Annotated in this window: 22 protein-coding genes; 13 read left to right on the top strand and 9 right to left on the bottom strand. The window is 65.4% G+C overall.

Going from position 1 to position 22702, the window contains the following annotated elements:
* The 5 genes from hisC to mtnA all read right to left on the bottom strand — a co-directional run bounded on the left by hisC (position 1) and on the right by mtnA (position 7475).
* Positions 1-1113 carry a histidinol-phosphate transaminase gene (gene hisC / locus OU419_RS09350; protein ID WP_254471895.1) on the bottom strand — a complete coding sequence of 371 codons (1113 nt, stop codon included), beginning with the start codon at positions 1111-1113 and terminating at the stop codon, positions 1-3.
* An 80-nt stretch (positions 1114-1193) separates the two neighbouring features.
* Positions 1194-2291 (bottom strand): prephenate dehydratase, encoded by a 1098-nt coding sequence (pheA, locus tag OU419_RS09345; protein WP_254471894.1) that lies wholly within the window; start codon positions 2289-2291, stop codon positions 1194-1196.
* A complete protein-coding gene (gene serC / locus OU419_RS09340) occupies positions 2291-3376 on the bottom strand; it encodes a 3-phosphoserine/phosphohydroxythreonine transaminase (RefSeq protein ID WP_254471893.1) in 1086 nt (361 codons plus the stop codon). The genes pheA and serC overlap by 1 nt, the downstream gene beginning before the upstream one ends.
* Positions 3377-3390: 14 nt before the next feature.
* A complete protein-coding gene (gene gyrA, locus OU419_RS09335; RefSeq protein WP_254471892.1) occupies positions 3391-6165 on the bottom strand; it encodes a DNA gyrase subunit A in 2775 nt (924 codons plus the stop codon).
* A 233-nt stretch (positions 6166-6398) separates the two neighbouring features.
* Positions 6399-7475 carry an S-methyl-5-thioribose-1-phosphate isomerase gene (gene mtnA, locus OU419_RS09330; RefSeq protein WP_254471890.1) on the bottom strand — a complete coding sequence of 359 codons (1077 nt, stop codon included), beginning with the start codon at positions 7473-7475 and terminating at the stop codon, positions 6399-6401.
* A gap of 155 nt (positions 7476-7630) precedes the next feature.
* On the opposite strand from mtnA, the gene OU419_RS09325 reads away from it, so the two are divergent.
* The 5 genes from OU419_RS09325 (at position 7631) to OU419_RS09305 (ending at position 12438) form a co-directional block, all read left to right on the top strand.
* The gene (locus OU419_RS09325; protein WP_254471888.1) at positions 7631-8956 is read left to right on the top strand and encodes a TRZ/ATZ family hydrolase; all 1326 of its coding nucleotides are present in this window, start codon (positions 7631-7633) and stop codon (positions 8954-8956) included.
* A 133-nt stretch (positions 8957-9089) separates the two neighbouring features.
* Complete coding sequence (gene ubiG, locus OU419_RS09320; RefSeq protein ID WP_254471886.1) at positions 9090-9788, top strand: bifunctional 2-polyprenyl-6-hydroxyphenol methylase/3-demethylubiquinol 3-O-methyltransferase UbiG; 699 nt, start codon at positions 9090-9092, stop codon at positions 9786-9788.
* Positions 9785-10462 carry an N-acetylmuramic acid 6-phosphate phosphatase MupP gene (mupP, locus tag OU419_RS09315; RefSeq protein ID WP_254471885.1) on the top strand — a complete coding sequence of 226 codons (678 nt, stop codon included), beginning with the start codon at positions 9785-9787 and terminating at the stop codon, positions 10460-10462. Before ubiG ends, mupP begins: the two co-directional genes overlap by 4 nt.
* A gap of 42 nt (positions 10463-10504) precedes the next feature.
* Positions 10505-11248, top strand: coding sequence for a YciK family oxidoreductase (locus tag OU419_RS09310; RefSeq protein WP_254471883.1), 744 nt, complete (start codon positions 10505-10507; stop codon positions 11246-11248).
* 266 nt (positions 11249-11514) lie between these two features.
* Entirely contained in the window at positions 11515-12438 is a 924-nt protein-coding gene (locus OU419_RS09305) for a GGDEF domain-containing protein (protein WP_254471882.1), read from the top strand.
* Between the two features lie 95 nt (positions 12439-12533).
* On the opposite strand, the gene rluB is transcribed toward OU419_RS09305, so the two are convergent.
* Positions 12534-13910, bottom strand: a complete 1377-nt coding sequence (rluB, locus tag OU419_RS09300) for a 23S rRNA pseudouridine(2605) synthase RluB (protein WP_408004933.1) — start codon at positions 13908-13910, stop codon at positions 12534-12536.
* A 121-nt stretch (positions 13911-14031) separates the two neighbouring features.
* On the opposite strand from rluB, the gene OU419_RS09295 reads away from it, so the two are divergent.
* From OU419_RS09295 to OU419_RS09280, 4 genes are all read left to right on the top strand, one after another.
* Positions 14032-14466, top strand: a complete 435-nt coding sequence (locus tag OU419_RS09295; protein ID WP_254471881.1) for an NUDIX hydrolase — start codon at positions 14032-14034, stop codon at positions 14464-14466.
* A gap of 151 nt (positions 14467-14617) precedes the next feature.
* Positions 14618-16045 (top strand): cytochrome-c oxidase, cbb3-type subunit I, encoded by a 1428-nt coding sequence (gene ccoN, locus OU419_RS09290; RefSeq protein WP_254471880.1) that lies wholly within the window; start codon positions 14618-14620, stop codon positions 16043-16045.
* Between the two features lies 1 nt (position 16046).
* The gene (locus OU419_RS09285) at positions 16047-16277 is read left to right on the top strand and encodes a cbb3-type cytochrome c oxidase subunit 3 (RefSeq protein ID WP_254471879.1); all 231 of its coding nucleotides are present in this window, start codon (positions 16047-16049) and stop codon (positions 16275-16277) included.
* 258 nt (positions 16278-16535) lie between these two features.
* Positions 16536-16802, top strand: a complete 267-nt coding sequence (locus OU419_RS09280; protein ID WP_254471878.1) for a DUF2790 domain-containing protein — start codon at positions 16536-16538, stop codon at positions 16800-16802.
* A 73-nt stretch (positions 16803-16875) separates the two neighbouring features.
* Here OU419_RS09280 and OU419_RS09275 read toward each other — a convergent pair whose 3' ends face one another.
* Positions 16876-18009, bottom strand: a complete 1134-nt coding sequence (locus OU419_RS09275) for a GNAT family N-acetyltransferase (protein ID WP_254471877.1) — start codon at positions 18007-18009, stop codon at positions 16876-16878.
* 215 nt (positions 18010-18224) lie between these two features.
* Here OU419_RS09275 and OU419_RS09270 point away from each other — a divergent pair, with 215 nt between their 5' ends.
* Entirely contained in the window at positions 18225-18473 is a 249-nt protein-coding gene (locus tag OU419_RS09270) for a hypothetical protein (protein WP_254471875.1), read from the top strand.
* On the opposite strand, the gene OU419_RS09265 is transcribed toward OU419_RS09270, so the two are convergent.
* Together OU419_RS09265 and OU419_RS09260 are read right to left on the bottom strand one after the other, a co-directional pair.
* Positions 18474-19496, bottom strand: a complete 1023-nt coding sequence (locus OU419_RS09265) for a glycosyltransferase family 4 protein (protein ID WP_254471874.1) — start codon at positions 19494-19496, stop codon at positions 18474-18476.
* Positions 19493-20305: a UDP-2,3-diacylglucosamine diphosphatase gene (locus OU419_RS09260; protein WP_254471873.1), complete on the bottom strand. Its 813-nt coding sequence runs from the start codon at positions 20303-20305 to the stop codon at positions 19493-19495. The genes OU419_RS09265 and OU419_RS09260 overlap by 4 nt, the downstream gene beginning before the upstream one ends.
* Positions 20306-20446: 141 nt before the next feature.
* On the opposite strand from OU419_RS09260, the gene OU419_RS09255 reads away from it, so the two are divergent.
* From OU419_RS09255 to OU419_RS09245, 3 genes are all read left to right on the top strand, one after another.
* The gene (locus tag OU419_RS09255; RefSeq protein WP_254471871.1) at positions 20447-21211 is read left to right on the top strand and encodes a helix-turn-helix domain-containing protein; all 765 of its coding nucleotides are present in this window, start codon (positions 20447-20449) and stop codon (positions 21209-21211) included.
* Between the two features lie 72 nt (positions 21212-21283).
* A complete protein-coding gene (locus OU419_RS09250) occupies positions 21284-21625 on the top strand; it encodes a tRNA-binding protein (RefSeq protein ID WP_254471869.1) in 342 nt (113 codons plus the stop codon).
* Between the two features lie 82 nt (positions 21626-21707).
* The gene (locus tag OU419_RS09245; RefSeq protein WP_254471867.1) at positions 21708-22574 is read left to right on the top strand and encodes a DMT family transporter; all 867 of its coding nucleotides are present in this window, start codon (positions 21708-21710) and stop codon (positions 22572-22574) included.
* Positions 22575-22702 lie beyond the last annotated feature (128 nt).

Below are 22702 nucleotides of genomic sequence, written 5' to 3'. Positions count from 1 at the left end.
TCAGGCACGGTCGAGCACCCTGGCCAGCGCTTCGAGGAAACGGGCGTTCTCGGCTGGCAGGCCGATGGAGATGCGCAGATGCTGCGGCATACCGTAACCAGCCACCGGGCGAACGATCACGCCTTCGGCCAGGAGGGCCTGATAGATCGGGCCGGCATCGCGCTTGAGGTCCACGGCAATGAAATTGCCCTTGGAAGGGATCCACTGCAGGCCCAGGGCGCGCAGACCGCTTTCCAACTGCGCCATGCCTTCGTCGTTGATACGTTTGCCTTCGGCCAGGTACTCGGCATCCTCCAGCGCGGCGCAGGCCGCCGCCAAAGCCAGGCTGTTGACGTTGAACGGCTGGCGCACGCGGTTGAGCACGTCGGCGACCTGCGCCGAGGAGATCGCGTAGCCGACGCGCAGCGACGCCAGGCCGTAGGCCTTGGAGAAGGTGCGCGAGACCAGCAGGTTCGGATAGCGGGCCAGGTACTTCAGGCCGTCCGGCAGCTCCTCCCCTTCGGCGTACTCGATGTAGGCCTCGTCGAGTACCACCAGGACGTTTTCCGGAACCTGCGACAGGAAGCGCTCCAGCGCATCCGGGCCGAACCAGGTGCCGGTGGGGTTGTTCGGGTTGGCGATGAAGACCACGCGGGTGTTGGCATCGATGGCCGCCAGCATGGCTTCCAGGTCATGGCCCCAGTCTTTCGCCGGCACGACCTTGCCCTGGGCGCCGACGGCCTGGGTGGAGATCGGGTAGACGGCGAAGGCGTACTGGCTGAACACGGCGTTCAGGCCGGGCGCAAGATAGGCACGGGCCACCAGGTCGAGGATGTCGTTGGAGCCATTGCCCAGGGTGACCTGCGCGGTGCCGACGCCACAACGGGCAGCCAGGCGGCTCTTCAGCTCGAAGCCGTTGCCATCGGGGTAGCGGGTCAGCTCGGCCAGTTCGGCGCGGATGGCTTCCAGCGCCTTCGGGCTTGGGCCCAGCGGGTTCTCGTTGCTCGCCAGCTTGACGATACCGGCGGGGTCGAGCTTCAGCTCGCGGGCCAGCTCGTCGACCGGCTTGCCGGGAACATAGGGGGAAAGTTTCTGCACGCCCGGCTGGGCCAGGGCAAGGAAATCACAGCTCATGGAATGGCCTCAGGCTTGGCGCTCCAGGCCGCAGTCGTGGTTCGCCCCTTTCGAAGCGGCGCCTGCGGCCTGCAGCCGAATCAAAGAACCGCTTTCGGGTACGAGCCCAGCACCTTGAGGGCGACGGCTTCGCTGTTGATCTTTTCCAGAACGTCCTTGATCAGCGGGTCCTTGTGGTGGCCAACGAAATCGATGAAGAACACGTAGGTCCACTTGCCGCTGCGCGACGGGCGGGTTTCGATGCGGGTCAGGTCGATGCCGTTGGTGTGGAACGGCACCAGCAGCTCATGCAGCGCACCAGGCTTGTTGCGCATGGAAACGATGACCGAGGTCTTGTCGTCACCGGTAGGCGGCACTTCCTGGTTGCCGATGATGAGGAAGCGCGTGGAGTTGTCCGGGCGGTCCTCTATCTTCTCGTGCAGCTTGTCCAGGCCGTAAAGGCTGGCTGCCATGTCGCCGGCAATCGCCGCGCTGTTCCACTCGCTCTTCACCCGCTTGGCGGCATCGGCGTTGCTGGAGACAGCCACGCGCTCGACGTTCGGGTAATGCGCGTCCAGCCACTTGCGGCACTGGGCCAGGGACTGGGCGTGAGAGTAGATGCGGGTGATGTTGTCGGTCTTGGTGTTCTCGCCCACCAGCAAGTGATGGTGGATGCGCAGCTCAACCTCGCCACAGATCACCAGATCGTGTTCGAGGAAGCTGTCGAGGGTGTGGTTGACCGCGCCCTCGGTGGAGTTTTCAACAGGCACCACGCCGAAATTCACCGCACCGGCGGCAACCTCGCGGAATACTTCGTCGATGGCAGCCATCGGCGTGCTGATCACCGCATGGCCGAAATGCTTGAGCGCAGCGGCCTGGGTGAAGGTGCCCTCAGGGCCGAGGTAGGCCACTTTCAGCGGTTGTTCCAGGGCCAGGCAGGAGGACATGATCTCGCGGAACAGACGAGCGACTTCCTCGTTGTCCAGCGGCCCCTTGTTCAGCTCCATGATGTGCTTGAGCACCCAGGCCTCGCGCTCGGGCCGGTAGAACACCGGCTTCTCGCCTTCGGCCAGTGAGGCCATTTTCACCCGCGCCACGTCGGTGGCACAGCGGGCGCGTTCGCTGATCAGCTCGAGGATCTTCTCGTCGAGGCTGTCGATGCGTACGCGCAAAGCCTTGAGCTGGTCAGCGTCGCTCATCAGCCGCGCTCCTTCTCGAACTCGGCCATGTAGGCGACCAGCGCCTCGATGGCATCCAGGCCCAGGGCGTTATAGATGGAGGCACGCATGCCGCCCACCGAACGGTGGCCCTTCAGGTTGAGCAGGCCGCGCGCGTCGGCACCTTCGAGGAAGGCCTTGTCGAGCTTCTCGTCAGCCAGGCGGAACGGCACGTTCATCCAGGAGCGGGCACTGGGCTGGATCGGGTTGGTGTAGAAGTCGCTGCTGTCGATGAAGCCGTACAGCATGTCCTTCTTGGCACGGTTGCGCTTCTCCATCGCGTCGACGCCACCCTGCTCCTTCAGCCACTGGAAGACCAGGCCGGAGAGGTACCAGGAATAGGTGGCCGGGGTGTTGTACATGGAGCCGTTATCGGCGGCGACCTTGTAGTTGAGCATGGTCGGGCAGATGCTGCGGGCGCGGCCCAGCAGGTCTTCGCGAACGATGACGACCACCAGGCCACTCGGGCCGATGTTCTTCTGCGCACCGGCATAGATCAGGCCGAACTTCGACACGTCGGTCGGGCGAGAGAGAATGTCCGAGGACATGTCCACCACCAGCGGGACGTCGCCGACTTCGGGAATCCAGTCGAACTCCAGGCCGCCGATGGTCTCGTTGGACGCATAGTGCAGGTAGGCGGCGCCCGGAGTCAGGTTCCACTCGTTCTGGCCGGGAATGGCGAAGTAGTCGTACTTGGACGCACTGGCGACCACGTTGACGTTGCCGTAGCGGCGAGCCTCTTCGATGGCCTTCTTCGACCAGATGCCAGTTTCCACGTAGTCCGCCACGCCGTCTTCGGGCAGCAGGTTCAGCGGGATTTCGGCGAACTGCTGACTGGCGCCGCCCTGCAGGAACAGCACCTTGTAGTTCGACGGCACACCCATCAGGTCGCGCAGGTCCTGTTCGGCCTTCTCGGCAATGGCCACGTAGTCGTCGCTGCGGTGGCTCATTTCCATGACCGACAGGCCCTTGCCCTGCCAGTCCAGCAGTTCGGCACGGGCGCGCTCCAGCACCTCGGTAGGAAGCGCAGCAGGACCTGCGCAGAAGTTAAAGGCTCGCTTGCTCACATCCACTCTCGCTATCAGTCTTCGCTGGCCTGCGGGGCTTGTTCAGCCGCGGCTTCGCCTGCTTCTGGGTTCTCTTCCGACACTTCGCCCTCGACGATCTCGCCGTCAATGACGTCGTCTTCCACGACGGTAGGCTCCTGCACACGCTCCAGGCCCACGACGGTTTCGTCGGCGGCCAGCTTGATGAGGATCACGCCCTGGGTATTACGGCCTGCCCCGCGAACTTCGTCGACACGGGTACGCACCAGAGTGCCCTGGTCGGAAATCAGCATGATTTCCTCGCCGTCCAGCACTTGCACGGCACCCACCAGATTACCGTTGCGCTCGTTGATCACCATGGCGATCACGCCCTGGCCGCCACGACCGCGACGCGGGTAGTCGGCCAGCGGGGTGCGCTTGCCGTAGCCGCGCTCGGAGGCGGTGAGAATCTGCGCCTCGCGGCATTCCGGGATCAGCATGGAGATGATGCGCTGGTCTTCGGCCAGGCGCATGCCGCGCACGCCACGGGCGTTACGGCCCATGATGCGCACCTTGCTTTCCTTGAAGCGGATCACCTTGCCGGCGTTGGAGAACATCATCACGTCCTTCGAACCGTCGGTGATGGCGGCGGCGATCAGCGAGTCGCCCTCTTCCAGCTTCAGGGCGATCAGGCCGTTGGAGCGCGGCTTGGTGAACTGGATCAGCGGGGTTTTCTTCACGGTGCCTTTCATGGTGGCCATGAAGATGTACGCGCCGGTCGGCTCGTCCTGGCTGAAGTCGGCGTCGTCGCCCTCTTCGCCCTCTTCGGCTTCCACCACTTCGGCGACCTGCTCGGCGACCACGTCGTCGTCATCGCCTTCTTCACCGGCGAACTGGGCGCGCACGGCCTCCAGGTCGATCTGCAGCATCGCGGTGATGCGCTCGCCCTCGTCCAACGGCAGCAGGTTCACCAGCGGACGGCCACGGGCGGTACGCGAGGCTTCCGGAATCTCGAAGGTGCGCAGCCAGTAGACCTTGCCCTTGCTGGAGAACAGCAGCAGCGTGGCGTGGCTGTTGGCGACCAGCAGGTGCTCGATGTAATCCTCGTCCTTCACGCCACTGGCAGACTTGCCCTTGCCGCCGCGACGCTGGGCCTCGTAGGCGGCCAGCGGCTGGGACTTGGCGTAGCCGCCGTGGGAGATGGTCACCACGCGCTCTTCTTCGGTGATCAGATCGGCGATGGTCAGGTCCATCTGCGACGCGACGATCTCGGTGCGGCGGGCGTCGCCGAACTCGGCCTTGACCTTCTCCAGCTCCTCGCGGATGACTTCCATCAGGCGCTCGGGGCTGGTCAGGATGCGGATCAGTTCGCCGATCAGGGCGAGGATTTCCTGGTATTCGGACAGGAGCTTCTCGTGCTCCAGGCCGGTCAGGCGGTGCAGACGCAGCTCCAGAATAGCCTGGGCCTGTTCCGGCGACAGGTAGTACTTGCCTTCGCGCAGACCGTACTGCGGGTCCAGGTCCTCCGGACGGCAGGAATCGGCGCCGGCGCGCTCGACCATCGCCTCCACGGCGCTGGACTCCCAGGCGGTGGCGATCAGGCGTTCCTTGGCTTCGGCCGGGGTCGGCGAAGTCTTGATCAGTTCGATCACCGGGTCGATGTTCGACAGGGCGACGGCCTGGCCTTCGAGGATATGGCCGCGTTCGCGGGCCTTGCGCAGCTCGTACACGGTCCGGCGGGTCACCACTTCACGGCGGTGACGGATGAAGACCTCGAGCATCTCCTTGAGGTTCATCGTGCGCGGCTGGCCATCGACCAGAGCCACCACGTTGATGCCGAAGACGCTCTGCAACTGGGTCTGGGCGTAGAGGTTATTCAGCACGACCTCGCCCACTTCGCCGCGGCGCAGCTCGATGACCACGCGCATGCCGTCCTTGTCCGACTCGTCGCGCAGCTCGGTGATGCCTTCGATCTTCTTCTCTTTCACCAGCTCGGCGATCTTCTCGATCAGGCGGGCCTTGTTCAGCTGGTAGGGCAGCTCGGTGATGATGATCTGCTGGCGGTTGCCGCCCTTCTCCATGTCCTCGATGTTGGCGCGGGCACGGATATAGATGCGGCCACGACCGGTGCGATAGGCCTCGATGATGCCCGCGCGGCCGTTGATGATGCCCGCGGTCGGGAAGTCCGGGCCGGGGATGTAGTTCATCAGCTCATCGATGGACAGCTCGGGGTTGTCCATCAGTGCCAGGCAGCCGTCGATCACCTCGGTGAGGTTGTGCGGCGGGATGTTGGTCGCCATGCCCACGGCGATGCCGCTGGAGCCGTTGACCAGCAGGTTCGGGATCTTGGTCGGCATGACCGCCGGGATCTGCTCGGTGCCGTCGTAGTTGGGCACCCAGTCGACCGTTTCCTTGTCCAGGTCCGCCAGCAGCTCATGGGCGAGCTTGGCCATGCGCACTTCGGTGTATCGCATGGCCGCGGCGTTATCGCCGTCCACCGAACCGAAGTTGCCCTGGCCATCCACCAGCATGTAGCGCAGCGAGAACGGCTGCGCCATACGGACGATGGTGTCGTACACCGCGATGTCGCCGTGCGGGTGGTACTTACCGATCACGTCGCCGACCACACGGGCGGATTTCTTGTAGGGCTTGTTCCAGTCGTTGCCCAGTTCGCTCATGGCGTACAGGACGCGCCGGTGCACGGGCTTCAAGCCATCGCGTGCATCGGGCAGGGCACGACCGACGATCACGCTCATGGCGTAATCGAGGTAGGACTGTCGGAGTTCGTCTTCGATGTTGACCGGGAGGATTTCTTTGGCCAGTTCGCCCATGAGAAGCCTGGTTCCTTTTTCAAATGGGACTCCGTCACGCTCGTCCTGAGCCCGACGGAGCGCGGTGCGCCATCAAAGCGCCACCGACTCTCTACAAATCAACGACTTGGCCGCTGATCCGCGATGCTGTGGGGGCCGGAAAAATGCCCCATCAAGAACCGTCGGAGCTTACCACAAGCCAGGGTCAAACCCTACCCTCGCCCAAGCCCCACGATGAATTGCCGCAAGCACCGTCAATGCAGGCGTTTGCGGCTCATCAACTGAGCCATGCGCTCCGCGTCGGGACGCTCGACCACGCCGCGCTCGGTCACAATCGCATCGATCAAGTCCGCCGGAGTCACATCGAAGACCGGGTTATAGGCTTCGACCTCCGCCGCCACGCGCTTTCCGCCGATTTCCAGCAGTTCGCGACCATCACGCTCCTCGATCGGGATGTCTTCCCCGCTCTCCAGCCCCATGTCGATGGTCGAACTGGGCGCCACCACCATGAAACGCACCCCGTGGTGCATGGCATTGACCGCCAGTTGATAAGTACCGATCTTGTTGGCCACGTCGCCATTGGCAGTGATGCGGTCGGCGCCGACGATGACCCAGGTGATGCTCTCGGTTTTCATCAGATGCGCCGCCGCCGCGTCGACATTGAGAGTGACAGGCACGTTCTCGTTGGCCAGCTCCCAGGCGGTCAGGCGCGCGCCCTGCAACCAGGGGCGCGTCTCATCGGCATAGACACGCTCGACCAGCCCTTCCAGATGCGCCGCGCGAATCACCCCCAGCGCGGTGCCGAACCCGCCGGTCGCCAGGGCACCGGTATTGCAGTGGGTGAGAATCTTCTGCGGCCCGCCGTGCTGCTTGCGGATCAGCTCCACGCCCAGTTGCGCCATCGTCAGGTTGGCCTCGCGGTCGCTCTCGTGGATGGCGATGGCTTCGGCCTCCAGCACAGCCAGCGGATCCTCGGCCGGTTTGAGGCGATCCAGGCGATCGCGTATGCGATTCAGCGCCCAGAACAGGTTGACCGCGGTAGGCCTCGACTCGGCCAGCACGCTGAAATCGGCCTCCAGCGCAGCCCGCCAGTCGCCTCCAACGGCCAGCCGGGCGCGCAGCCCAAGCACCATGCCATAGGCAGCGGCAATGCCGATCGCCGGCGCGCCACGCACGACCATCAGGCGGATCGCTTCGGCCACGCCTGCGGCCGTCTCGTAGGTCAGCCAGGTTTCCTCCAGCGGCAGCAGGCGCTGGTCCAGCAGGCGGAGGGTGCCCTTGCGCCAATCAATGGCCGTAACCCGTTCGGCCGCCAACAGTCGCTCACGCATGGAACACCTCGTCATTCGAATGAAGTCGCGGACCGCTCCCCGGCCCCCAAGCACAGCCCCGCACGAGCGGGGAAAGCGGCGGAGTATAACGAGCCCGGACCAGCGGCGCTCGGCTATACTGCCGCCCTTTATCCATCGCGCCCAGGATGCGCTCCATGCCCACCGCCAAAGTCCCGCTCGACCTGCTTCTGCTCCCCACCTGGATAGTCCCCGTGGAACCTGCCGGCATCGTCCTGCGCGACCACGCACTGGGCATCCGCGATGGCCGCATCGCCCTGCTCGCACCACGTGCCGAGGCGTTGCGCCATCCGACAGTTGAAACCCGCGAACTGCCCGGCATGCTGCTCTCCCCCGGCCTGATCAACGCCCACGGCCACGCCGCCATGAGCCTGTTCCGCGGACTGGCCGACGACCTGGCGCTGATGACCTGGCTGCAGGAGCACATCTGGCCGGCAGAGGCCAAGTGGGTCGGCGAGGACTTCGTCCGCGATGGCACCGAACTGGCCATCGCCGAACAGCTCAAAGGGGGCATCACCTGCTTCTCCGACATGTACTTCCACCCGCAGGTCGCCTGCGAGGCCGTGCACAAGTCGGGGCTGCGCGCGCAGATCAGCGTGCCGGTGCTGGACTTCCCGGTCCCCGGCGCCCGCGACGCCGACGATGCGATCCGCCAGGGTCTGGCGCTGCGCGACGATCTCAAGCACCACCCGCGAATCAAGGTGGCCTTCGGCCCCCACGCGCCCTATACCGTCAGCGACGACAAGCTGGAAAACATCCTGATGCTGGCCGAGGAGCTGGACGCCGGCATCCACATGCACGTCCACGAGACCGCCTTCGAAGTCCAGCAGGCGCTGGAGAAGAACGGCGAGCGGCCGCTGGCCCGCCTGCACCGCCTCGGCCTTCTCGGCCCGCGCTTCCAGGCCGTGCACATGACCCAGGTGAGCGAAGACGACCTGGCGATGCTGGTGGAAACCAACAGTTCGGTGGTGCACTGCCCGGAATCCAACCTCAAGCTGGCCAGCGGCTTCTGCCCGGTGGAGCGCCTGTGGCAGGCCGGCGTCAACGTCGCCATCGGTACCGACGGCGCCGCCAGCAACAACGACCTCGATCTGCTCGGCGAGACCCGCACGGCCGCGCTGCTGGCCAAGGCAGTGGCCGGCCAGGCCACCGCACTGGACGCCCATCGCGCCCTGCGCATGGCCACTCTGAACGGCGCCCGCGCACTGGGCATGGAGCAGGAAACCGGCTCGCTGGAGCTTGGCAAGGCCGCCGACCTGACCGCATTCGATCTCTCCGGCCTGGCGCAGCAACCGGTCTACGAGCCGGTGTCCCAGCTTATCTATGCCAGCGGTCGCGACTGCGTGCGCCACGTCTGGGTCGGCGGCAAGCAATTGCTGGACGGCGGCAAGCTGACTCGCCTGGACGAGGAACGCCTGATAGCCGTGGCTGGCGAGTGGGGTCGGCGCATCGCCGGCGCCTGACGCTCACCTCACGCAGCGGCGGCTCCGGCGTGGGCCGCCGCTGCGACAATCTGACATGCCGCGCCCCATCCTCTCCCCGAAGCTGGCATCATAGTCAGCCTCTGTTTCCAGCTTTTTGAACAATAGGGACACCATGAGCAACGTCGACCACGCCGAGATTGCCAAATTCGAGGCCCTCGCCCACCGCTGGTGGGACCGCGAAAGCGAGTTCAAGCCCCTGCACGACATCAACCCGTTGCGGGTCAACTGGATCGACGAGCGCGTCGGCCTCGCCGGCAAGAAGGTGCTCGACGTCGGCTGCGGCGGCGGCATCCTCAGCGAGGCGATGGCCCAGCGTGGCGCCACCGTCACCGGCATCGACATGGGCGAAGCACCGTTGGCCGTGGCCCAGTTGCACCAGCTCGAATCCGGTGTTCCGGTGGAATACCGGCGCATCACCGCCGAGGACCTGGCCGAAGAGATGCCTGGCCAGTTCGACGTGGTTACCTGCCTGGAAATGCTCGAACACGTACCGGACCCAGCCTCGGTAATCCGCGCCTGCCACAAGATGGTCAAGCCCGGCGGCCAGGTGTTCTTCTCCACCATCAACCGCAACCCGAAGGCCTACCTGTTCGCCATCGTCGGCGCGGAATACGTGATGCGCCTGCTGCCGCGCGGCACCCACGACTTCAAGAAGTTCATCCGTCCCTCCGAGCTGGGCGCCTGGTCGCGCGACGCGGGCCTGGCAGTCAAGGACATCACCGGCCTGACCTACAACCCGCTGACCAAGCACTACAAGCTGGCCGACGATGTCGACGTCAACTACATGATCCAGACCCTGCGGGAGGAGTGAGTCGCATGCTCAGAGCGGTTCTCTTCGACATGGATGGCACGCTGCTGGATACCGCGCCGGACTTCATCGCCGTCTGCCAGGCGATGCTCGCAGCACACGGCAAACCGCCAGTCGACGACCAGCGTATCCAGGACGTGGTCTCCGGCGGTGCGCGCGCAATGGTCGCCGCCGCCTTCGACATAGATCCGGAAGCCCCTGGTTTCGAGATCCTGCGCCAGGAGTTCCTCGACCGTTACCAGAACCATTGCGCGATAAAGACCCGCCCCTACGATGGCATTCCCGAGCTGCTCGAAAGCATCGAGCGGGCCCGCCTGATCTGGGGCGTGGTGACCAACAAGCCGGTGCGCTTCGCCGAGCCGATCATGCAGCAGTTGGGCCTGGCCAAACGTTCGGCCGTGCTGGTCTGCCCCGATCATGTGAAGAACAGCAAGCCCGACCCGGAAATGCTGCTGCTGGCCTGTGACCAGTTGAGCGTGGAGCCATCGCAGGTGCTGTTCATCGGGGACGACCTGCGCGATATCGAATCCGGCCGCGCAGCCGGCACCAAGACCGCTGCGGTGCGCTACGGCTACATCCACCCGGACGACAACCCCGCCCACTGGGGCGCTGATGTCATCGTCGACCACCCGCGAGACCTGCTGGCGGTCCTCGACCGCGCCCTCTGTTCCTGCTGAGCCCCGGGAGCCTGCGCTGACAGGCTCCGCCAAGGAGATTCCATGTTCCAGTACTCCGCCCGCCCCGACCTCCTGCAGGGCCGCGTGATCCTGATTACCGGCGCCGGCCGCGGCATCGGCGCCGCCGCTGCCCGTACCTTCGCCGCCCACGGCGCCACCGTGCTGCTGCTGGGCAAGACCGAAGACAACCTCAACGAGGTCTACGACCAGATCGTCGCCGCCGGCCATCCGGAACCGGTGGTGATCCCGCTGAACCTCGAAACCACCCTGCCGCACCAGTACGATGAACTGGCAGCGACCATCGAGAACGAATTCGGCAAGCTCGACGGCCTGCTGCACAACGCCTCGATCCTTGGCCTGCGCTCGCCCATCGAACAGATTTCCACCGACAACTTCACCCGCGTCATGCAGGTGAACGTCAACGCCATGTTCAGCCTCACCCAGACCCTGCTGCCGCTGCTCAAGCTCTCCGAAGACGCCTCGGTGATCTTCACCTCCAGCAGCGTTGGCCGTAAGGGCCGCGCCTACTGGGGCGCCTACGCGGTTTCGAAGTTCGCCACCGAGGGCCTGATGCAGGTCCTGGCCGACGAGTGCGAGGACATCAGCAGCGTGCGCTCCAACAGCGTCAACCCCGGCGCCACCCGCACCGGCATGCGCGCCCACGCCTACCCGGGCGAGAACCCGCTGAACAACCCGCTGCCCGAGGAAATCATGCCGGTCTACCTCTACCTGATGGGGCCGGATAGCAAGGGCGTCAACGGCCAGGCCTTCAACGCCCAGGACTGATTACCAGCACTGACGTGCCAGCTCAGGCGCCCATCCCCGCCAGGATGGGCGCTGCTTTGCGCCGGTTTTCTGGCTGCATCTGTTCTGCCCCTCCGGCCAAGTGCCATCATTTCGCCAGACTTCTGACGAAATCTCTCCCGTTTCGGAACCCAAACCACCTTCCGTCGGTCCATACGCCGTCTTTTAGAGACTTTTCGAGGGCTGGCACGGAAATCGCTCTGTCCCTCCTGTCGCCAGTTCAAATGCGTCAGAGGTTGCCTCGCGTCATGGTTCCCCCCAAGCAGTCCAACACCATCGATTTCGATGCCGCCAAGCTCCAGCGCCTGGCCAGCCAGCCCCGCCAGCCATCGAAACGCCCGCTCGACCTGCTGGAATTGCGCCAGCAATTGAACCTTAAGTTGCAGGCAAGCCTGGAGGCTGAGCGCATCCTCGCGGTGTTCTTCCGCGAAATGCAGCACCTGCTGCCGGTGGAGTACCTGGCCTACCATCACGCCGGTGCCGACCTGCACCTGGAGTTCGGCGATTCGGCACAGCACAGCGCCGACTACCGCCTGACCCACGATAGCGAATACCTTGGCGAGCTGTGTTTCCGCCGCCGCCAGCGCTTCAGCGAGGCCGAGCTGGTCCAGTTGGAGTCGCTGATGGCCTGCCTTCTCTACCCGCTGCGCAATGCGCTGCTTTATCGCGCCGCGGTACAGTCGGCGCTGCGTGATGCGCTGACCGGCACCGGCAACCGCATCGCGATGGACCAGGCGCTGACCCGCGAAATAGAAGTAGCCCGGCGTCATCTGCAACCGTTGTCGGTGCTGATGCTCGATCTAGACCACTTCAAGCAGATCAATGATGCCTACGGCCATAGCATCGGCGACGACGCCCTGCGCGCCGTGGCGACGGCCATCAAGGCCAGCCTGCGCAACGTCGACATGGTCTTCCGCTTCGGCGGCGAAGAGTTTCTCGTACTGCTTTCCAACACGCCCGGCGGCAGCGCCGCCCAGGTCGGCGAGCGGCTGCGGCGTGCCGTGGAGGAGCTGAACCTGGCCGTCGACGGCAAGCGCTTGCCGCTGTCGATCAGCCTGGGCTGCGCCACGCTGAATGGCGGGGAGTCGGTGGACGACCTGCTGCGTCGCGCCGACGATGCGCTGTACTCGGCCAAGCGCGATGGGCGCAATCGGCTGGCTTTCGCCAGTTGATATCACTCCCCTTCCGAACTCGAAGCACGACGCCTACGAAATCGCAGGCAAGAAAAAAGGACTCCAAGGAGTCCTTTTTTCCTTTCAGTCAACGATCAGCGCTTGAAGCCTGGACGCATGCCATCGCCCGCTGCTTGCGGACGACGCTTGGCGATCGGCTTGCGCGCAACCGGTTTGCCTGGACGCTCGGCCAGCGGAGCACCTTTCTCGCGATCGGTGCGAACCGGACGATCGCTCGGCGCCTTGCGCGGAGCACGGCCTTCGCCGGCATCGCCACGCGGACCTCGGGCCGGACGATCAGCGCCGTCGCGCGGAGCGCGAGCAGGGCGATCACCACCGGTATCGCGCGGCTTGCGCGGCGCACGGCCTTCGCCAGCGTCACTGCGCGGGCCGCGGGCCGGACGGTCGGCACCGTCGCGCGGAGTGCGGGCCGGACGATCACTGCCAGCCTCGCGCGGCTTGCGCGGGGCGCGGGCTGGACGCTCTTCTCCATCACGGGGAGCGCGAGCCGGACGCTCGCCTGCCGCCGGACGCGGTGCACGCTGCGGACGCTCGCCTTCGGCGTGCTCCTTGCGCGAACGCGAGCCGCGGCCCGGACGCTCGCTGGGCGCCAGCTTCTTGCCGAGCTTGCGTTCCTGGCGCTCGACTTTTTCCTTGGTCTTGGTGGAAACCGCCGGCAGAGCAACCGGCGCCAGACCGACCTCTTCGCTGAGGATGTCCAACTCGCGCTGGTCCATCTCGCGGTAACGGCCCATGGTCAGCTCGGAGGTCAGGAATACCGGTCCGAAGCGCACACGCTTCAGACGGCTGACCACCACGCCCTGGGATTCCCAGAGGCGACGGACTTCGCGGTTACGGCCTTCCATCACTACTACGTGGTACCAGTGGTTGAAGCCTTCGCCCCCCGGAGCTTCCTGGATGTCGCTGAACTTGGCCGGGCCGTCTTCAAGCATCACGCCGGCCTTCAGGCGCTCGATCATCTCTTCGTCGACTTCACCACGCACGCGCACCGCGTACTCGCGGTCCATCTCGTAGGAGGGGTGCATCAGGCGGTTGGCCAACTCGCCGTCGGTGGTGAACATCAGCAGGCCGGTAGTATTGATGTCCAGGCGTCCGACGTTGATCCAGCGGCCGCTACGCAGGCGCGGCAAACGGTCGAACACAGTGGGGCGGCCTTCCGGGTCGTCGCGGGTGCAGACTTCGCCTTCGGGCTTGTTGTAGATCAGCACGCGGCGGACGTGCTCTTCGATCTTCTCGCGCTTGAGCAGGCGATCGTCGACTGCGATGGCATCGCGGTCGCCCACGCGCTGGCCGAGGGTCGCCACGGCGCCGTTGACTTTGACGCGGCCTTCTTCGATCCAGGCCTCGACATCGCGACGCGAGCCAACGCCCATGCGTGCGAGCACTTTCTGCAGTTTCTCGCCGGCCGGGGCTGGGGTAAGTTCAACAAGGTTTTCGTGCGTGTCGGTCATCTGGGCACCTCCCGGTGTGGCATGCAACGAATAAAAAGGTCGCGCATCATACGCGCTTGCGGGCGGCAAAGCACCGTCCGCAGTCGGGAAAGACTAGCCGACTTGCAGGGGGAATGATGCCATGCGGCACGAAGATGACTTCACCGGCGCCAAGCTTGCGCTGTTCCATGCCGGCCAGTTGGTGGTCTACAAGCGCGACGCAAAGCCCGGCATCCCCTATCCCGGTTGCTGGGACTTCCCCGGCGGTGGCCGCGAAGGCGGCGAAAGCCCGGCGCAATGCGCGCTGCGCGAGCTGGAAGAAGAGTTCTCACTGCGCCTGGACGAGCAGCGGATCGAATGGCAGCGGCGCTACCCGGCCACCCACGGCCCCGCACCGTGGGCCTGGTTCCTGGTCGCACGGCTGAACCGGGAGGAGTTCGCGGCCATTCGCTTCGGCGACGAGGGCCAGTACTGGCGGCTGATGCAGGTCAGCGAGTATCTCGCCCACGAACAGGCCGTGGACTACCTGCAGGAACGCCTGCGGCATTTCCTCGCAGGGCGCCTGGACCTCGCCTGAATCCGCGCCGCTGGCCGCTGATCCGTATTTGCGCGCCCCATCTGAATCTGTTTCCTGCCGACACATCTCCTTAGATTGCCCGCTCACCGGAACGCACCGCCGCCCCACCCGGCCGCGCGTCCGGACGTTCTGACACAAGCGGGAATCCAGCATGAACACAAGAAGCACGGAGCAGGCGTACAACTACAAGGTAGTCCGCCAGTTCGCCATCATGACAGTGGTATGGGGCGTCGTAGGCATGGGCATGGGGGTACTGATCGCCTCCCAACTGGTCTGGCCGCAACTGAACCTGGACTTGCCCTGGACCAGCTTCGGGCGCCTGCGTCCGTTGCACACCAGCCTGGTGATCTTCGCCTTCGGTGGCTGCGCACTGTTCGCCACCAGCTACTACACGGTGCAGCGCACCTGCCAGGCGCGGCTGTTCTCCGACAGCCTCGCCGCCTTCACCTTCTGGGGCTGGCAGGCACTGATCGTGGTGATGATGATCAGCCTCCCACTGGGCTACACCACCACCAAGGAATACGCCGAGATCGAATTCACCGGCGCGGTGTGGATGGCCATCGTCTGGGTCGCCTACGCAGTGGTGTTCTTCGGTACCCTGATGAAGCGCAAGACCTCGCACATCTACGTGGGCAACTGGTTCTTCGCCGCCTTCATCGTGGTCACCGCGATGCTGCACATCGTCAACCACCTGTCGATCCCGGTGAGCTGGTTCAAGTCCTATCCGGTGTACTCCGGCGCCACCGACGCGATGGTGCAGTGGTGGTACGGGCACAACGCCGTGGGCTTCTTCCTGACCACCGGCTTCCTCGGCATGATGTACTACTTCGTACCCAAGCAGGCCGGCCGGCCGGTCTACTCCTACCGGCTGTCCATCGTGCACTTCTGGGCGCTGATCACCCTCTACATCTGGGCAGGCCCGCACCACCTGCACTACACCGCCCTGCCGGACTGGGCACAGTCCTTGGGCATGGTGATGTCCCTGATCCTGCTGGCGCCGAGCTGGGGCGGCATGATCAACGGCATGATGACCCTATCGGGTGCCTGGCATAAGTTGCGTACCGACCCGATCCTGCGCTTCCTGGTCGTGTCGCTGGCCTTCTATGGCATGTCCACCTTTGAAGGCCCGATGATGGCGATCAAGACCGTCAACGCCCTCTCTCACTACACTGACTGGACCATCGGACACGTACACGCCGGCGCGCTGGGCTGGGTTGCCATGATTTCCATCGGTTCGCTCTATCACCTGATCCCGAAGGTCTTCGGACGCGAGCAGATGCACAGCATCGGCCTGATCAACGCGCACTTCTGGCTGGCCACCATCGGTACCGTGCTGTACATCGCCTCGATGTGGGTCAACGGCATCACCCAGGGCCTGATGTGGCGTGCGGTGAACGCCGACGGCACCCTCACCTACTCCTTCGTCGAGGCCCTGCAGGCCAGCCACCCGGGCTTCGTGGTGCGCATGACCGGCGGCCTGATGTTCCTCTGCGGCATGCTGCTGATGGCCTGGAACACCTGGAGGACGGTGCGCCACGCACAGCCCCAGGCGATGCTCAGCGCCGAGCGGATGGCCTGAGATGACGCTGTGGCTTGGATTGGCCGGCCTGCTGGTGCTCCATCTGGGCGTCAGTTGGAGCCTGCGGGCGCACCGTGATCGCGGCATCGACGAGGCCAGCATGCTGCCCTTCGCCGATGATGACGAAGTGGCCCGGCGCATGGAAAAAGCCACCGGGCGCAGCCGATCCGGCTGCGCCTGCCCCGGCCAGTGTCGCGGCGAGTGCGAGCACTGGCGCGACTGGACGCCCTGACTGAGCGCCTGCAGAGGTCATCCCGCAATCCGACCTGCGACAGACCGCCGCATCACCTGCATCAATCTTCATTAGCAAGCACATCAATTTCTCGGCGGGCGCCCGGGATGGAAATATCACTCCCGTGCCCCGCCACCTGATGGACGCCTGAAGCATCGCCCCCTGCCCTGTCTGGACCCCAGGACAGACACCAGATGCCAGAGCTCCCCGGTGGGGCTTCAACCCATTCACCGAGTCCGTTCACCGAGGAATATCAGAATGAAGCTTGCCTCTGTCGTGTCGGCTGTGATTTCCAGCCTCGCCCCAATGGCCTTTGCCCAGGACGCAATCAAGACTCCCGGCGCCGATCTGCCCATCACCGAGTACCACTACGGCATGGCGCTGGACGTCGACAAGGTGCTGCACCGCACCGACAACTCCGGCAAGGTCGGCATCGTTCCGGCATACATGGTCTACCAGGACCACCAGGGCGAAACGCACAAGGTGCGCTTCCTCGAATGGGGTGGCAGCACCAGCCAGGGCTGAGCCTTAGCGAACATCGCCCTCCGGCCGTCCTGGCCAACCCCCGCGAGCCAGTGGCGGCGATCGGGGGGCGATCCTAATCGCTACCGTCCTGCCGGTACGGCAACGCCGCCCGCGCTTCCTGCGCGTACGCCAGAACCCCGGCCCGTTCCTGTTCCAGGAATTCCCTCACCGCGTCACGCAAACCCGGATGCCCCAGGCGATGCCAGGAACGCGTGATTACCGGCTCGAAACCGCGGATCAACTTGTGTTCGCCCTGCGCCCCGGCGTCGAAACGACCCAGACCGTGGCCGATGGCGAAATCCAGGCCCTGATAGAAGCAGGTTTCGAAATGCAGGCGATCGAACTCCGCCAGGCATCCCCAGTAACGGCCGTAGAGCGTGTCACCGCCGACCAGGCTGAAAGCCATCGCCACCGGACGCCCGCCTCGATGGGCGAACACCACGCGGACGGCCTCGGGCATGCGCTCGCCCAACAGGCTGAAGAATGCCCGTTGCAGATAGGGCTCCTGCCCGCGCACCTCGTAGGTACTGCTGTAACAGGCATGGACAAAGTCCCAGTGCGCCTCGGATAGCTCGCCGCCTTCCATCCAGACGAAGTCGATCCCCTGCCCGGCAACCTGCTCGCGCTCCTTGCGCAGTTGCTTGCGCTTGCGCGAGCTCAGCGCGTCGAGAAAGTCCTGGAAGTCACGATAGCCGCGATTGCTCCAGTGGTACTGGCAGCCCAGGCGCTCCAGCCAGCCGTCGGCGGCGCCAAGCAAGGCATCCGTGGCGGCATCGGTGAAGTTCACGTGCACGCCGGAGCAGCGCGCCTCGTCCACCTCCGCCGCCAGCGCGCCGACCAGGCTCAGGGCGGCGTCCGGCTTGCCCAGCAACCGGGCGCCGGCCACCGGAGTGAAGGGAATGCCGACCAGCAGCTTGGGGTAGTAGCGGATGCCCGCGCGCTGGCAGGCATCGGCCCAGCTCCAGTCGAATACGTATTCGCCATAGGAATGGCTTTTCAGGTAGGCAGGTGCGGCGGCGAGCAGGCGTCCGTCGTCGCCTGCCAGCACCCGGTGCGCGGGCGTCCAGCCGGTGCGACCGCCGACGCTACCGCTTTCCTCCAGCGCCGACAGGAACGCATGGCGCAGGAAGGGCTGGTCGTCCGGCAGCATTGCATCCCACTGGCGGGCGTCCATATCGGCGAGTCGGGAAAGGGTCTGGATTGGCATGGCCGACAGTCTGGCGCGGAGCGCTGGCGAAGGGAAGAATCCACGGCAAATCTCCGGCGACGACAACCTGCACGTTCGTCGGTCAGCGGCGCAAAGGCCGTCCTGACTGGTCTATGTTGGGGGTTACCAAGGCTTGCCGGTGTACTCGCCGGTTCCGTTCCGATCCGCCGCAAGCCCGGCACGGGCCTGCACGCGACTCGCCAGGAGGACACGCCATGAGCCTGATGCAATGCCAGTACCGCAGCTACACCATCACCGCCGATGTGGTCGAACACCCTGGCCTGCCCACTCCCTGGGCGGGCGGCTGCCACATCACCAGCCCGGACGGCCACACCACCAAGCGCATGCCGCTGCCGCTGGAGTTCGCCTTCCTGTCCGACCTGTCGAAAGCCCAGCACGCCTCCATCGCCCACGGCAAATGGCTGGTAGACCAGAGCCTGGACCACGACCGCCGGCTGTTCTGATCAGCACGCTGGAGCTTCGCTGGCCGGCAGCTCGGCCAGCGGTACCTGTAACCGGAGAAACTCCTGCGCCGACAACCGCCAGGACTGCCCGCGCGCCCAGCGTGCGCAGCCCTGGCGATCCAGCTCCAGCGCCTGCATGCAGGCGTTGCGCAGATCCGCGTCGAATACACCCGTAACCCCCGCCTGCAGCACGTCCAGCGGCCCCGGCACGGGGAACGCCGCCACCGGTGTACCGCAGGCCAGTGCTTCGTACATCACCAGGCCCAGGGTGTCGGTGCGCGACGGGAACACCAGTACGCTGGCGTTGCGATAGGCATCGGCCAGCGCCTCGCCGTGGCGATAACCGAGGAATTCGGCCTGTGGATAACGTGCCTGCAATTCGGCGCGCTGCGGGCCGTCGCCCACTAACCGCTTGCGGCCTGGCAGATCGAGGTCGAGGAAGGCTTCGAGGTTCTTCTCCTGCGCCAGCCGCCCTACATACAGAAACACCGGCTGCGCTGGCGGCGCTTCGGCACTGGGCTTAAAGCACGCGAGATCGACGCCCTTGCGCCACAGCACCAGGCGTTGCAGACCGTGATCGGCGAAGGCTCCGCGCATGCGTTCGCTGCTCACCAGCACTGCCTGGCTTGCCCCGTGGAAACGGCGCAGGAAGGCGTAGCCCAGATTCAGCGGCAGCCACGGCCAGCGGGTTTTCACATACTCGGGAAAACGCGTATGGATGGCGCTGCTGAACCTCAGCCCACGGCGCATCAGCCAGCGTCGTGCGGCCCATCCCAGCGGGCCTTCGGTGGCAAGGTGAACACTGTCGGGCGCGAATTCGAGGATTTTCCCACCCACGTTCCACAGGTTCCAGGCCAGGGGAATTTCCGGATAACTCGGGCATGGCCAGTGACGAAAATCCTGCGGGGTGATCAGACCGACCACATGCCCCAGCGCCTCCAGCTCCGCCACCAGTGCCTTCAGGCTGGTGACCACGCCGTTGACCTGCGGCAACCAGGCATCTGTGACGATCAGCAGCCTCATGCTGCGGTCTCGACCGCAGCCAGCGCGGCGGCATGCTGCGCCTGCTCCTCGGCCAGACGATAGAGCTGGATACTGCCATCCCAGTGCTCGATCAGTGCCGAGCAGGACTCCACCCAGTCGCCGCAATTGAGGTACTCCACCTCGCCGATCCAGCGGATTTCCGCGTGGTGGATGTGGCCGCAGACCACGCCATTGAGGCCACGCTTGTGCACCTCGTGGGCGATGGCTTCCTCGAAGTCACTGATGAAGTTCACCGCCGTCTTCACCTTGTGCTTGAGGTACGCCGACAGCGACCAGTAGCCATAGCCGTAGCGGCTGCGCCAGTAATTCAGCCAGCGGTTGAGGGTCAGGGTGAACTCATAGGCGGAGTCGCCGAGGAATGCCAGCCAGCGGTGGTAGCGGGTGATCACGTCGAACTGGTCGCCGTGGATAACCAGCAGCCGGCGGCCATCGGCGGTAGTGTGCTCGACCTCATCCACCAGGCGGATGTTGCCCAGCAGCAGCGAGGAGTAGCGGCGCAGGAACTCGTCGTGGTTGCCGGTGACGTAGATCACTTCGGTGCCGCGCTTGCTCATGGTCAGCAGGCGGCGGATCACGTTGGTATGCGCCTGCGGCCAGTAGATGCCGCTGCGCAGCTTCCAGCCGTCGAGGATGTCACCGACCAGATAGATGCGGTCGGCGTGGTAGCGCTTGAGGAAGCCGGCCAGATGCTCGGCCTGGCAATCGCGGGTGCCGAGATGGACATCGGATATCCACAGGGTCCGCACCCGTTGTTTCTTCGTCGGCGTCATGCGTTGCGCGCTACTCATCGTCGGCGACCTCCAGAGGGGTTTGTCCGATCTTCTGCGCTCGCGGTGAAGCCACCATGACCGACTGGCGACAGTCCCGTTACAGGCCGCGCCGCGCTAGACTGATGGCCAGCCACCGTAGCCCCAGATGAGCGGCCCCAGATGAGCCAGATCCTGTCCCTGCGTACCTACACCCACGACCATCTCGCCCACAGCCACAGCCATGCTCAACTGGTGCTGGGGCTTTCCGGCAGCCTGGACTTCGAAGTCGGCGGGCGCGGCAGCCTGGTCACCCGGCAGAGCTTCGCGGTGGTCCCGCGCGACACCCATCACGCCTGCGCCAGCCCCGAGGGCAGCCGCTGCCTGGTGATCGACCTGGACGATGAAGACGACCTGCTCGGCGGCCTCGGCCAGCACGCCGACGCCGGCCGCCGGCTGCTGGAAACCCCCGGCCAGCGCCTGCTCAGCGGCGACCAGGGGCAACTGGTGCACTGGCTGGCCAACAGCTCGCTCGACGACCCGGTGCTCGCCCGCCAGGGCGCCATTCTCCTGCTGGCAAGCCTCGCCGCCGGCCAGCAGCGCCGGGAAGAACCGGCACAACTGCCGCTGGCCAGTCTCGACAGCTACATCGACCGGCACGCCGCGCACCCGTTGCAGGTCGCCGACCTGGCGCGGCTCGCCGGGCTCTCCGCCGCACGCTTCCACACCCGATTCCTCGGCGAGACCGGCCAGACGCCAATGGACTACGTGCGCCAACGGCGTCTGCAACAGGCGCGCGATATGCTTCGCGGCACCCGCCTGCCGGTCGGCGAGATCGCCGCGCGAGTCGGCTACGCCTCGCAAAGCGCCTTCACCGCCGCACTGGTGCGCCAGTTCGGCACCACACCGCGCCAGTTGCGCCAGGAGGCACGCGACAATTCCCGCTAGCCCCGCGACAGACAGCCGGACGCGGACCGCCTAGACTGCCGGCCATCGAAGGTCATCAACAAGAGAGCAGCGATGTCGGCAGACACCATCGAGTGGCAGGATTTCGAGCGCGTCGAACTGCGCGTGGGCACCATCGTCCACGCCGAACCCAACACCAAGGCACGCAAGCCCGCCTACATCCTGCAGGTCGACCTCGGCCCGCTGGGGCTGAAAACCTCCAGCGCGCAGATCACCGCCCACTACGCCATCGATGAGCTGCTCGGCCGCCAGGTGCTGTGCGTGTGCAATTTCGCGCCCAAGTCCATCGCTGGCGTGCGCTCGGAAGTGTTGGTCACCGGCGTCTACGACAGCGACGACAAGGTGGTGCTGGCCGGCTTCGACAAGCCGCTGCCCAACGGCGCCCGCCTGGCTTGAGTCCCCTTCGCCATGTGCCGGATACCGCGGCACACAATCTTCCCTTGAATGACGCCCCCGCCCCCAGGGCGGGCTCACTGGCATGATGCGTGTTCCCCAGCTCACTTCCCGCAGCGCCCTGATCGGCCTGCACATCGGCGCCCTGATGTTCGGACTGTCCGGCATCTTCGGCAAACTCATCCTCGCCGGCCCGCTGCTGATCGTCTTCGGCCGCGCGCTGTTCGGTTCGTTGTCGCTGGCAGCGGTATTCGCCAGCCACCTCCGCCAGCAGGCGCGCCCGTCGCTGAAACAGGCGGCCATGCTGATAGGCAGCGGACTGTTGCTGTGCGCGCACTGGCTGACGTTCTTCCTGGCGGTGAAGGTCGGCAACGTCGCCGTGGCGACGCTGGGCTTCGCCAGCTTCCCGGCCTTCACGGTGCTGCTCGAAGGGCTGCTGTTCCGTGAGCGCATCCGCCGCGGCGAATACGTCGTGGTGGCTCTGGTGTGCATCGGCCTGGTGATGGTCACGCCCAGCCTGGACTTCAGCGATGGCGCCACTCTCGGCCTGCTCTGGGGCACACTCTCGGGCCTGCTGTTCGCCCTGCTCTCGCTGGCCAACCGGGTCAGCGTGCGCGGCGTCGACCCGATCCAGGCGGCACTGTGGCAGAACCTCACGATCATCGTCTGCCTGCTGCCGCTGGCTCTCACCGGGCTGCCCCAGGTACGCGCGCTGGACTGGCTATGGCTGGTGCTGCTGGGGGTGCTCTGCACGGGCGTCGCGCACAGTCTGTTCGTCGCCAGCCTGCGGCTGATCAAGGCGCGCACCGCCGCGGTGATCTTCGCCCTGGAGCCGGTCTACGGCATCGCCTTCGCGGCGCTGCTGTTCGGCGAGCAGCCGAGCCTGCGCATGCTGGCCGGTGGCACGCTGATCATCTTCGCGACGTTTCTCAGCGCACGCAGTACGGCGTGACATCCGGCTGTGTTGAGTACAAAAAGAAAGGCCGCCTCGCAGCATGCGGATCTCGAATTTCTGCCCCTGGGGAGGGACTGCCAGAAACTCCTCGCATGACAGCCTGCGAAGCGGCCTGTCGGGTGTCC

The organism is Pseudomonas triclosanedens, from assembly GCF_026686735.1.
Taxonomy (GTDB): Bacteria; Pseudomonadota; Gammaproteobacteria; order Pseudomonadales; family Pseudomonadaceae; genus Pseudomonas; species Pseudomonas triclosanedens.
The sequence above is the reverse complement of the archived record's forward strand: the minus strand, read 5'-3'. Positions and strand labels throughout refer to the sequence as shown.